The sequence below is a fragment of the Agrobacterium sp. Ap1 genome (assembly GCF_017313375.1).
GTDB lineage: Bacteria > Pseudomonadota > Alphaproteobacteria > Rhizobiales > Rhizobiaceae > Neorhizobium > Neorhizobium cellulosilyticum.
Genome location: NZ_JAFLMY010000003.1, coordinates 131,208 through 142,739, shown reverse-complemented (window position 1 = coordinate 142,739; position 11,532 = coordinate 131,208). Strand labels below are relative to the sequence as shown.

The 11,532-nt window shown below is 59.4% G+C and carries 9 protein-coding genes; 6 read left to right on the top strand and 3 right to left on the bottom strand.

Going from position 1 to position 11,532, the window contains the following annotated elements:
- Positions 1-108: 108 nt before the first annotated feature.
- The 4 genes from JZX87_RS06890 (at position 109) to JZX87_RS06875 (ending at position 2,954) form a co-directional block, all read left to right on the top strand.
- Entirely contained in the window at positions 109-822 is a 714-nt protein-coding gene (locus JZX87_RS06890; protein WP_206824789.1) for a DUF1045 domain-containing protein, read from the top strand.
- Positions 819-1,955: an alpha-D-ribose 1-methylphosphonate 5-triphosphate diphosphatase gene (locus JZX87_RS06885; protein WP_206824787.1), complete on the top strand. Its 1,137-nt coding sequence runs from the start codon at positions 819-821 to the stop codon at positions 1,953-1,955. The genes JZX87_RS06890 and JZX87_RS06885 overlap by 4 nt, the downstream gene beginning before the upstream one ends.
- Positions 1,955-2,563 (top strand): phosphonate metabolism protein/1,5-bisphosphokinase (PRPP-forming) PhnN, encoded by a 609-nt coding sequence (phnN, locus tag JZX87_RS06880; RefSeq protein WP_246435988.1) that lies wholly within the window; start codon positions 1,955-1,957, stop codon positions 2,561-2,563. Before JZX87_RS06885 ends, phnN begins: the two co-directional genes overlap by 1 nt.
- A 130-nt stretch (positions 2,564-2,693) precedes the next feature.
- Entirely contained in the window at positions 2,694-2,954 is a 261-nt protein-coding gene (locus tag JZX87_RS06875) for a hypothetical protein (protein ID WP_148146178.1), read from the top strand.
- A gap of 41 nt (positions 2,955-2,995) precedes the next feature.
- Here JZX87_RS06875 and polA read toward each other — a convergent pair whose 3' ends face one another.
- The gene (gene polA / locus JZX87_RS06870) at positions 2,996-5,980 is read right to left on the bottom strand and encodes a DNA polymerase I (RefSeq protein WP_183824158.1); all 2,985 of its coding nucleotides are present in this window, start codon (positions 5,978-5,980) and stop codon (positions 2,996-2,998) included.
- 429 nt (positions 5,981-6,409) lie between these two features.
- On the opposite strand from polA, the gene JZX87_RS06865 reads away from it, so the two are divergent.
- Complete coding sequence (locus tag JZX87_RS06865) at positions 6,410-6,841, top strand: MarR family winged helix-turn-helix transcriptional regulator (RefSeq protein ID WP_206824786.1); 432 nt, start codon at positions 6,410-6,412, stop codon at positions 6,839-6,841.
- 37 nt (positions 6,842-6,878) lie between these two features.
- On the opposite strand, the gene JZX87_RS06860 is transcribed toward JZX87_RS06865, so the two are convergent.
- On the bottom strand, positions 6,879-8,546 hold the full coding sequence (locus JZX87_RS06860) for an L-lactate permease (RefSeq protein ID WP_206824785.1): 1,668 nt from the start codon (positions 8,544-8,546) through the stop codon (positions 6,879-6,881).
- 224 nt (positions 8,547-8,770) lie between these two features.
- On the opposite strand from JZX87_RS06860, the gene JZX87_RS06855 reads away from it, so the two are divergent.
- Entirely contained in the window at positions 8,771-10,162 is a 1,392-nt protein-coding gene (locus JZX87_RS06855) for a M20/M25/M40 family metallo-hydrolase (RefSeq protein WP_183823857.1), read from the top strand.
- A 182-nt stretch (positions 10,163-10,344) separates the two neighbouring features.
- On the opposite strand, the gene dnaJ is transcribed toward JZX87_RS06855, so the two are convergent.
- Positions 10,345-11,472, bottom strand: coding sequence for a molecular chaperone DnaJ (dnaJ, locus tag JZX87_RS06850; protein WP_148146182.1), 1,128 nt, complete (start codon positions 11,470-11,472; stop codon positions 10,345-10,347).
- Between the last annotated feature and the right edge of the window lie 60 nt (positions 11,473-11,532).

Here is an 11,532-nt window from a genome sequence, read left to right as displayed (position 1 = left end):
CCGCATCATCATTCTGTCATGGAAATCTTTTAGGCGCTGGGCCTGTCTTCGGATACGACGGATGTCTAGACTTCCGTCTCTGCCCCTTCCTGATTCCGGAATGATGCCTTGCGTTACGCCCTCTACTTTTCCCCCGCTGCGGACCATCCGCTGACGACGACCGCATCCCGTTGGCTCGGCCGTGATGCCTATACCGGCGAGGCCTTTCCCACGTCCGAGGTCAACGGCCTTTCCGTGGACGAGGTTCATGCGCTTACCGCCGATCCTCGCCGCTACGCCTTTCACGCAACACTGAAGGCTCCGTTCGAACTCGCAAACGGCAAGACGGAAGCGGAACTGATCGAAGCTTTCAAAGAGTTTGCCGCGACGACTGAGGCATTCGATATACCCAACCTGATTGTCGGTCAGCTCGGACGGTTCTTCGCGCTGGTGCCGGATCGGGTCTATCCCGAGCTGCAGGACTATGCTGCCCGCATCGTTGAGGATTTCGAGCCATTCCGGGCGCCGCTGTCGGATGCCGATATTGCCCGTCGCAAGCCGGAAACGCTGTCGCCGCAGCATCGCGACAACCTGATGCGCTGGGGTTATCCCCATGTGATGGGAGAATTTCGCTTTCACATGACGCTGTCCGGCCAGGTTCCGCCCGAACAGGCGCCTGCCATGCGCGCCGCTCTCGAGCTCCGTTTTGCGGAATTCATCAACAGGCCGCTCTCCATTAACGGCATAGCGCTCTTCGTCGAGCCTGCCCGCGGCGCAGATTTTATTGCCCATCGCTGGCTGCCCCTGAAGCCCGCTTCCGAGATCAGAAAGACCGCCTCATGACCGAGACCGTATTCAAGAATGCCCGCATCGTGCTGGAAGACAGCGTTATTTCCGGCTCCGTACAGATCCGTGACGGCAAGATCGCTGACTTTTCCGAAGGCAGCGTTCACACGGGCGAGGATTTCGAGGGCGACTATCTGATCCCGGGTCTGGTGGAGCTGCATACCGACCATCTGGAACAGCATTATTCTCCGCGTCCCGGCGTGCGCTGGAATGCGACGGCGGCGATCCAGGCACATGACGCCCAGATCGCCTCTTCCGGCATCACGACCGTCTTCGATTGCCTGAGAATGGGATCGGACGAGGACGGTGGCTTCGAGCATGGCGAGATGCGGGCCATGGCCGATGCGATCCAGGCGGCCGAACGCGAAGGGCGGCTGCGCTCGGAGCACCTGATCCACCTCCGCTGCGAGGTTTCGGCCGATAACGTGCTGGAGCATTTTGCCGATTTCGAGAATGACAGCCATGTGCGGCTCGTCTCGCTGATGGACCACGCTCCCGGTCAGCGTCAGTTCCAGACAATGGATCAGTATATCTTCTACTATCAGAAGAAGCGCGGCCTGACCGACGAAGCCTTTAAGATCTTTGTCGACAAGCGCGTGGCGGAATCGCAGCGCAATTCGACGCCGCATCGTATCGCGATTGCCAAGCATTGCGCCGAGCACGGTATCACCGTTGCAAGCCATGACGATGCGACGCTTGCCCATGTCGACGAGGCGATCGAAAACGGCGTCAAGCTTGCCGAATTCCCAACCAGTTTCGAAGCCGCCGCCGCCTCGCATAGGGCTGGCATGAGCGTGCTGATGGGCGCGCCGAACGTCGTGCGCGGCAAGTCGCATTCCGGCAATATTGCCGCCCGCGATCTTGCTGCCGGAGACGTTCTCGATGTCCTCTCCTCGGACTACGTGCCTCTCAGCCTGCTTTACGCGCCATTCATTCTTGCAGACGATGTCGAGGGGATCTCTTTGCCAAAGGCGATCTCCATGGTGACGTCCACCCCAGCCCGAACAGCTGGCCTAGCCGATCGCGGCCGGATCGCGACCGGCCTGCGTGCTGACCTCGTCCGGGTTCACCGCGAGGCAGGCGTGCCGGTATCGCGCGCCGTCTGGCGGCAAGGACGCCGGGTGGCCTAATGCACGGATCATCCGAACCCCGCAGAAAAGCCGGTGAAGGCTGCATGGTCGCGGTCGTCGGCCCCAGTGGGGCCGGCAAGGACACATTGATGGCCTACGCCGCCCGCGCCCTCTCGGGCAACCCCGATGTGGTGTTTGCCCGTCGCGTGATAACCCGCGATGCTGCTGCCGGCGGCGAGAATCATGATGGCGTCTGCGAAGCTGAGTTCGAAAAGCTCAAAGCCGATGGCCGCTTTGCCGTTTCATGGGAAGCTCACGGATTGCATTACGGCATACCCGTCGAGACGAAGAATGCCGTGGCGAGCGGCGCGGTCGTTGTCGCAAACGGATCGCGCTCGGCGCTCGGCCTGTTCGGGCAAGCCTATCCGAACCTCGTCGTCATCAACGTAACAGCACGCCCGGAAGTGCTGGCACTGCGGCTTGAAGCGCGCGGACGAGAGAGCAGAGAAGACATTCTGCGCCGGCTGAAACGGAGTTCTCTTGGCGTGATCGGCGACTATAAGGTCATCACGATCGATAATAGCGATGAAATAGAAATTTCGGGCAAAGCGATTGTCGACGCCGTTTCGACTTTATTATCCCAGTCTTTCATTCCGAGAGAAAAATAAAACCTGGCACGCTTTAAAGTTCCAATAGGTCCCCTACCTGCTTTATTCGGCATGCCTAATGGAGGCTAGGCCAATTGGAGCTGGGGCGGTGATAGAAACACGAGCAAGGGATGGAGCGGACCCTGACAGTGTGGCAAGCAATGATCTGGAAGCGCGAATAGTCGTGCTGGAGATTGTCGCCATGACCGCATTGGCGTTGACGCTCGACACCTCCGAGAACGGCAATGCTGATCAGGCCCGCGGTATAGCAGCCCTGATCCAAGACACGGTGCGACAACGATCGCGCGAGGTCGGTCTAACCAAAGGTGCGCAGGAAACGGCAGATACCTATGCCGAGGAACTGCTTTCCACGGCACTGGCTTCGCTTTATCCGGAAACCGGGTCAGCCTGATCTGCGCATTGATCGCCAGATCAGAAAACATCAGCGGCCTTTCAGTGCGCCTCGTCCCAGTTGGAAGCGGCGCGCGCATCAACCTTGAGCGGCACTTTCATCGAAATCGCCGGCATTGCCGCCTGTTCCATGGTCGAGACGATGATCGGCATGGCCTTTTCGACGTCCGCATCCTCGACTTCGAAAATTAGTTCATCGTGGACCTGAAGCAGCATGCGCACACGTTCGCCAAGCCCGGCTTCAGCCAGTACCGGCTCCATCTTCACCATGGCACGACGAATGATATCTGCCGCAGATCCCTGGATCGGTGCGTTGATCGCCGCACGCTCGTTAAACGCGCGCATCGAAGGGTTGGACGACTTGATTTCCGGGTAATGGGCGCGGCGACCGAAGATCGTTTCCACATAGCCGTGCTCGCGGGCAAAGGCCTTGGTTGAATCCATATAGTCGCGGATACCTGGGAAACGCTCGAAATACTTCTTGATGTAATCGCTCGCTTCAGAGCGCTCGATCGACAGCTGGTTGGCAAGACCGAAGGCGGAGATGCCGTAAATGATGCCGAAATTGATCGCCTTGGCACGGCGGCGGATTTCGCTCGGCATGCCTTCCACCGGGACACCGAACATTTCGGATGCGGTCATGGCGTGGATATCTATCCCGTCGGCAAAGGCCTGGCGCAGCTGCGGAATGTCGGCCACATGGGCGAGTACGCGCAGTTCGATCTGGCTGTAATCCGCAGACAGAAGCTTGTGGCCCGGCGACGCAATGAAAGCGGTGCGGATCTTGCGGCCTTCCGCCGTCCTTACCGGAATATTCTGCAGGTTCGGTTCGGACGATGACAGGCGCCCCGTCGTGGTGGAAGCCAGCGAATAGGAGGTGTGGACTCGCTTCGTTTCAGGGTGCACATAACCGGGAAGCGCATCCGTGTAGGTAGATTTCAGCTTGGTCAGCTGACGCCAGTCAACGATCTTGCGTGGCAGCTCCGCGCCTTCGGCTGCGAGATCTTCCAGAACCTGCGCTGAGGTCGACCACTGGCCGGTTTTGGTCTTGGAACCGCCCGGAAGCCCCATTTTACCGAACAGGATATCACCGAGCTGTTTGGGCGAGCCGATGGTGAACTTTTCGCCGGCGAGTTCGTAGATCTCGTGCTCGAAGGCAGCTGCCTTCTGGGCCAATTCGCCAGAAAGGCGCGACAGGATCTGCCGGTCGATGGAAATACCACGCTCTTCCATGCGCGCCAGAACTTCGACGAGAGGACGTTCCAGCCGCTCATAGATGCGGGTAAGGCCCATCGCCGCCAGTTGCGGCTTCAGCACCATCCAGAGCCTCAGCGTCACATCGGCATCTTCTGCAGCGTAAGTCGTCGCGCGGTCGATATCGACGAAATCGAAGGTGACGCCGCTCTTGCCCGAACCGGCAACATCCTTGAACGCGATCGGCTTATGGTTCAGCCAGCGTTCGGACAATGTGTCCATGCCGTGCGTGGTCTTGCCGGCGTCCAGCACATAGGACATCAACATCGTATCGTCATAACCCTGCACGGTGATGCCGTGGCGCTTCATGACGAGGTAGTCGAATTTCAGGTTCTGGGCGACCTTCAGGACCGACGGGTCTTCCAGCAGCGGCTTGAGGCGATCCAGCGCATCGCGGGTGGAAAGCTGGTTTTCGGCCATTCCGCCGCCAAGGAGATCGCCGACACCGGTCTTGTGGGTCAGTGGCACATAGGCGGCACGGACATCGAGCCCCGATGGATTATCGGTATTGTCGGCAATGGCGAGCGAAAAACCGACCAGCTCCGTCTGCATCGGATCGAGCGAATTGGTCTCGGTATCGAAACCGACAAGACCGGTCTCGCGCGCGGCCTTGATCCAGTCGTCGAGAACGGCAGCGTCTCGGATCGTGACATATTTCGTCGTGTCGATTTTCGCAGTGGAAAAAGCGGCGATACGCGTATCCGCAAGCTCGCTCGGCGTTGCTCCATCGGCGCCCTTGGCAACAGCCGCCTTGGCGGGATTTGCAGGTGCCTGGGCTGCGGCATCGCCGGTATTGATGGAAGTTCCGGCATCAAGATCCGGCCCTCTTGCCTCGGCGCCCCATTCCACCTCGATCGTGGCCGGCTCTATGGTATTGGCATCGCAATCGCAGGTCGTGGCCACTCGGCGGGTCAGCGTGCCGAATTCCATCGCCTTCAGGAATGCGACCAGCTTTGGCCCATCTTGTGGCTCGAGGAACAGCGCGTCGAGATCAAGATCCAAAGGCACATCGGTACGCAACTCCACCAACTGGCGGGACAGGCGGGCCATATCCGCATTGGCAATGATGTTTTCGCGACGTTTGACCTGCTTGATTTCGCCCGCGCGTGTCAGCAGCGTATCGAGATCGCCGAACTCTTCCAGAAGCTGGGCCGCCGTCTTCGGTCCGATACCGGGAATACCCGGAACGTTGTCGACCGAGTCACCCACCAGCGCCTGAAGATCGATCATCTTTTCCGGCGGCACACCCCATTTTTCGACGACTTCCGGAATGCCGATCTGCTTGTCCTTCATGCTGTCATACATGTGGACCATCGGCGTCACGAGCTGCATCAGGTCCTTGTCGGAAGACACGATGGTAACGTCTGCACCGGTGGCTTCTGCCTGACGGGCATAAGTCGCGATGATGTCGTCCGCCTCGAAACCTTCGGTCTCAATGCAGGGCAGGTTGAAGGCACGGGTCGCCTGGCGGATCAGGCCGAACTGCGGGACCAGTTCTTCCGGCGGGGCCGAGCGGTTCGCCTTGTAGGCGTCGTAGAGATCCTTGCGGAACGTTTTCGACGAATAATCGAAGATGACGGCGAAATGGGTGGGCGTCACGCCGACCGACGTATCACGCGCATCGGTCAGCAGTTTCCAGAGCATGTTGCAGAAGCCTGAGACCGCGCCGACCGGCAAGCCATCGGTTTTTCGGGTCAGCGGTGGCAGCGCGTGAAACGCGCGAAAGATGAAGCCGGAACCGTCGACTAGGAAGAGGTGATCGCCTTTTTTCATGGGCATGGCATAGCGTGGCACAGGATCGGCGTCCACGAAAACTTCTTCGGAACCACACCGGCAAGCTTTGCTCTACCTTACCGAATTGTAATCCAGCTTTCCCTTGAAAAGCCGCAATCCGCCTATCGTCTCAGGGTTACCGGCGATCGTAACGCCGCAGTCTGGCAGAAGGCCCGTCCCCCGCCTCACCAGACCGGACAAAGGCCTATTCCCATCTCCGGGTCTTTGTCCTTCTATAAGAAACGCCACGGCTGCCCCCTCCCAGCCGTGGCGTTTTTGTTTGCGTTACCTCCGACATCGGCAGCCGAATTATCAGTGCCCATCTTGCCAACACCGCACCTGTGCCCCAATCTCCATAAAAGCATTGCCTGATATCGATTATCGTCTGCCAGCCAAGCTGGCTCCCCCGGGAAAGTAGTGGCGGAGGCCATGGGATTCGATCGCTCGCAGTCGGCTACCTATCTGGCCGGTCAGCTCGCCAGGGTTTTTTCACGATCGCTGCAGAAGCGCGCGTCAACACTCGGCTTTTCGCCCGGGCAGTTTCCGGTTCTGCTCGAACTTTGGCAGGAAGACGGGCTGACGCAAAAACAGCTTCTGGACAAGCTTGAAGTGGAGCAGGCAACGCTCGCCAATACGCTTGCCAGAATGGAGCGCGACGGGCTGATTGTGCGCACACCACATCCAACCGACAAACGCGCCCAGATTATCACCCTGACGGAACTCGGACGATCGCTTGAAACGAGTGCTGTCGATGCCGCCGCCGAGGCGGACAGCGCGCTGTTTTCCGGTTTCCGCTCATTCGAGCGGGAGCTGATGATGGAATATATGCGCCTTATCATCGGTAACAGCCGAAAAGCCTGAGGCACCGCCCAAAACGAGCGATGCCTCTTCAAATCCATCAGGGTTGAACGACGACCATAGCCGTGAATGGCCAGACATAGGCCTGCAACGTCACCAGCACACCGACAAGGCAGGCAAGCACGATCGAGTGCCAGAAGACGAAGCGCAGAATACTGCCTTCGTGCCCGAACCAGCCGGTCGCGGTGGATGCGACGACGATTGACTGTGCGTCGATCATCTTTCCCATCACGCCACCGGACGAGTTTGCCGCTCCCATCAGGATCGGCGACAGGCCGAGTTGTTCGGACGTCACCTTCTGCAGGTTGCCGAAGAGAATGTTCGACGCCGTGTCGGAGCCGGTCAATGCCACGCCGAGCCAGCCGAGCAGCGTGCCGAAGAACGGATAGAAGACGCCGGTCGCGGCAAAGGCAAGGCCGAGCGTGGAGTCGATGCCCGACAGTCTCGTCAGCGTACCGAGCGCCAGCATCGCGGCGATCGTAATCAGCGAATAGGCGCAGAGTTTTATTGTCCTGGCGTAGGTTTTCAGCATCGCCAACGGAGTGAAGCCCATGGCAAAGCCGGAAAGTACGGCTGCGATAAACATGCCGGTGCCCGTGTATGACAGCCAGGTGAAGGAGAAGGTCGCGGCTTCCGGCGTTGGCCCGGGCGCTACGGGCGGCATCTTGGCGATCATCTTGTCGAGGCCCGGGACGGGATAGTTCCACACCGCCCATGAATTGACCGCCGACTTGAAGAAACCGGTGCCCCAGATCAAAAGGATCACGCAGACGATTACCCAGGGTGTCAGTGCTGCACGGATCTCGGCCCGCGACGGGCGCACGATCGGTTTTGCTTCCTTCAATGTGCCGTCATCGGAAATATCGTGGCCGCGCAGCTTGGGTGAAGTCCAGACCTCCTTGGGCTGCCAGACCTGCAGGAAGCCAATGAGGCATGCCATGGAGATCAGTGAGGCGCCGATATCGACGATCCATGGATTTATGTAGTTGGAGATGGCGAACTGCGAAATGGCAAAGGACGCGCCGGTCACCAGGATAGCCGGCCAGATCTGCATCATGCCCTTGCGTCCGGCAAAAACCCAGATCAGCCAGAAGGGCACAAGCACCGAGAAGAATGGCAGCTGCCTGCCGACCATGGCACCAAGCAGGTAGGGATCGATGCCTGTGACCTGAGACAGGCCCTGGATCGGCGTGCCGAGCGCGCCATAGGCGACCGGCGCGGTATTGGCGATAAGAGACAGGCCGGAAGCGGCGAGCGGCGAAAAGCCAAGGCCAATCAGGATCGCGCCAGTAACCGCTACCGGCGTACCGAAGCCGGATGCGCCCTCGAAAAAAGCCCCAAAGGCAAAGGCGATGAGCAGTAATTGTATGCGGCGGTCGTCCGTCACGCTGCCGATCGTCTGTTGAAGCTTCTCGAACTGCCCTTTCTCCACCGTCAGCCGGTAGAGGAAGATGACATTGAGGACGATCCAGCCGATCGGGAAAAAGCCGGTGATCGATCCCAGAATAGTGGCACGGATCGACATCGCTGCCGGCATGGTGAAGATGAAGATTGCGATCAGATTGGCAATGATGAGCGCGATGATGGCTGCGATATGTGCCTTCACCACATTGGTTGCGATAAGGCCGAGAAGAATGAGAACGGGAATTGCGGCGAGTATGGTGGACAGAACAGCGCTGCCCGTGGGGTCATAAACTTGATTCCACATTGAAGCACCTCCCAAGGCCGGACGAAACGATGTCCGAATTTGAGCATATATCTCCACTTTGCCGACAGTCCAGAGTTGTACTCCTTCGACCAAAGTTGCATTGCCCGTGCATTCGGCAAACCGGCAGCGGCTTTTGCCATTGTGCCGCCCTGCCCTTGCTTGCTAACAGTTCAGGGCAAGCTGGCCGCCCGCGTGTGCGACCGCTCCAAGACAAGGTGATTTCAATGACCGATATTTCCGCCGTTCTCGATCGCGCCGACCAGAACCTTCAAGACAGCATCGACCGCCTCTTTTCGCTCGTCCGCATCCAGTCCATCTCCACGGACCCGGCCTACAAGGCCGAGTGCCGCAAGGCAGCCGAATGGCTGGTTGTCGAACTGAAGGGTATCGGCTTTGACGCCTCCGTGCGCGACACGGCCGGGCACCCGATGGTTGTCGCCCATCACGAGGGCGCGACGGCCGATGCCCCACATGTGCTTTTCTACGGCCATTACGACGTACAACCGGTCGATCCGATCGAGCTCTGGGAGGACAGTCCGTTTGAGCCGAAGATCAAGGAAATCTCGCCCGGCCGTAAAGTGTTGACCGGCCGCGGCACCGCTGATGACAAGGGCCAGTTGATGACCTTCGTCGAAGCCTGCCGCGCCTACAAGGAAATCAACGGTTCGCTGCCGATCCGCGTCACCATCCTGTTTGAAGGCGAAGAAGAGTCCGGTTCGCCGTCGCTGAAGCCCTTCCTCGACGCCAATGCCGCAGAACTCAAGGCCGAGTTTGCGCTGGTTTGCGATACCGGCATGTGGGACGGCGATACGCCGGCAATCGCAGCTGCATTGCGTGGCCTAGTCGGCGAAGAGATCGTCATCAAGGCTGCCGATCGCGACCTGCATTCCGGCCTGTTCGGCGGAGCTGCCGCCAACCCGATCCACATCCTCACCGGCATTCTCGCCGGCCTGCATGACGAGACCGGTCGCGTGACACTGGACGGCTTTTACGAGGGCGTCGAAGAGACGCCGACCAATATCAAGGAAGGCTGGGAAACGCTCGGTCGCAGCTCCGAGAGCTTTCTTGGCGGCGTCGGTCTTTCGATCCCGTCCGGCGAAAAAGGCCGCTCCGTGCTGGAACTGACCTGGGCACGCCCAACTGCAGAAGTGAACGGCATTACCGGCGGCTATACCGGCGAAGGTTTCAAGACGGTAATCGCGGCCCAGGCCTCGGCCAAGGTTTCCTTCCGCCTCGTCGGAGATCAGAACCCGGCAAAGGTTCGCGAAGCCTTCCGCGCCTATGTGCGCTCGAAAATCCCAGGCGATTGCTCGGTGGAATTCCATGAACATGGCGCATCACCTGCCATCCAGCTTTCCTATGATTCGCCGGAGTTGACCAAGGCAAAAGCTGCCCTTTCGGAAGAGTGGAAGAACCCGGCCGTCATCATTGGTATGGGCGGCTCGATCCCAATCGTCGGCGATTTCCAGAAGCAGCTCGGCATGGATTCGCTGCTGGTCGGCTTCGGTCTCGTGGATGACCGTATCCATTCGCCGAACGAAAAATATGATCTCAAGTCCTACCACAAGGGCATCCGCTCCTGGGCACGGATCATGACGGCGTTGGCTCAGAAGTAATTTTTCTCGACGTCATCCTCGGGCTTGTCCCGAGGGTCCATTCACGTTGAGGTTGGGTTGAACGACAATAGATGCTCGGGACGAGCCCGAGCATGGCGACCGGAACGAAGCCCTGCAACTTTACCACAAACGCAAAACGCCGGCTCTTCAGCCGGCGTTTTCAATTTCTGGATCGTCTTCGATCAGTTGTCGAAGAATTCTTTCATCCGGGCGAAGAAGCCGGTCGATTCCGGATTGTTCTCCTTGGACGAGATTTCCTCGAATTCCTGCAGCAGTTCGCGCTGACGCTTGGTCAGCTTCTGCGGCGTCTCGATGCCGATCTGAATATAGAGGTCGCCCGTCTGCGACGAGCGCAGAACCGGCATGCCCTTGCCCTTCAAACGAAACTGCTTGCCGGCTTGGGTGCCTTCCGGCACCGACACACGCGACTTCGAGCCGTCCAGCGTGCCGACATCGAACGTGCCGCCCAGCGCTGCCGTGGTCATCGAGATCGGAACGGCGCAATAAAGGTCGGCGCCATCGCGCTGGAAGAATTCATGCGGCGTAACCGACAGGAAGATATAGAGATCGCCCGCCGGGCCGCCACGGGCACCGGCTTCGCCCTCGCCCTGAAGGCGGATACGGGTACCGTCCTCGATGCCGGCCGGGATGTTGACCGAGAGCGAACGCTCTTCGGTCACACGGCCCTGGCCGTGGCACTTGGTGCAGGGATCAGTGATCGTCTGGCCACGGCCATGACAGGTCGGGCAGGTGCGCTCAACAGAGAAGAAGCCCTGGGAAGCGCGAACGCGACCCGAACCCTGACAGGTGCCGCAGGTCTTGGGCTGCGTGCCGGGCTTGGCGCCAGAACCGGTGCAGACGTCGCAGGTGATCGAGGTCGGAACCCGGATCTGCGCCGTCTTACCGGAAAACGCTTCTTCCAGCGAAATTTCCATGTTGTAGCGAAGATCGGCGCCGCGTTCGCGGCCACCGGAAGAACGGCGCGCACGACCGCCGCCCATCATCTCGCCAAAGATGTCTTCGAAAATATCAGAGAAGCCACCGGCACCACCGCCGAAACCGCCGCCACCGCCCATGCCGCCCTGTTCGAAGGCTGCATGACCGTAACGATCATAGGCTGCGCGCTTCTGCGGGTCCTTTAGGGTTTCGTAGGCCTCATTCAGTTCCTTGAACTTCTTTTCGGCCTCCGCGTCACCTGGATTCTTGTCCGGGTGGTATTTCATGGCCATCTTGCGGAAGGCGCTCTTCAGCTCCTTCTCGTCCGCCGATTTGGCGACGCCCAGGATTTCGTAAAAGTCTGCTTTGGCCATTCAGGTATCCGGCTCCGGAAACGTAGTCCGGCTGCACAAGGCAGCCGGAACTTTTAGTCG

Bases quoted from the DNA above. Each gene is read 5' to 3' on its own strand.
- JZX87_RS06885 (WP_206824787.1), top strand. From the start codon at position 819: ATGACCGAGACCGTATTCAAGAATGCCCGCATCGTGCTGGAAGACAGC.
- phnN (WP_246435988.1), top strand. From the start codon at position 1,955: ATGCACGGATCATCCGAACCCCGCAGAAAAGCCGGTGAAGGCTGCATG.
- polA (WP_183824158.1), bottom strand. From the start codon at position 5,980: ATGAAAAAAGGCGATCACCTCTTCCTAGTCGACGGTTCCGGCTTCATC.
- JZX87_RS06865 (WP_206824786.1), top strand. From the start codon at position 6,410: ATGGGATTCGATCGCTCGCAGTCGGCTACCTATCTGGCCGGTCAGCTC.
- JZX87_RS06860 (WP_206824785.1), bottom strand. From the start codon at position 8,546: ATGTGGAATCAAGTTTATGACCCCACGGGCAGCGCTGTTCTGTCCACC.
- JZX87_RS06855 (WP_183823857.1), top strand. From the start codon at position 8,771: ATGACCGATATTTCCGCCGTTCTCGATCGCGCCGACCAGAACCTTCAA.
- dnaJ (WP_148146182.1), bottom strand. From the start codon at position 11,472: ATGGCCAAAGCAGACTTTTACGAAATCCTGGGCGTCGCCAAATCGGCG.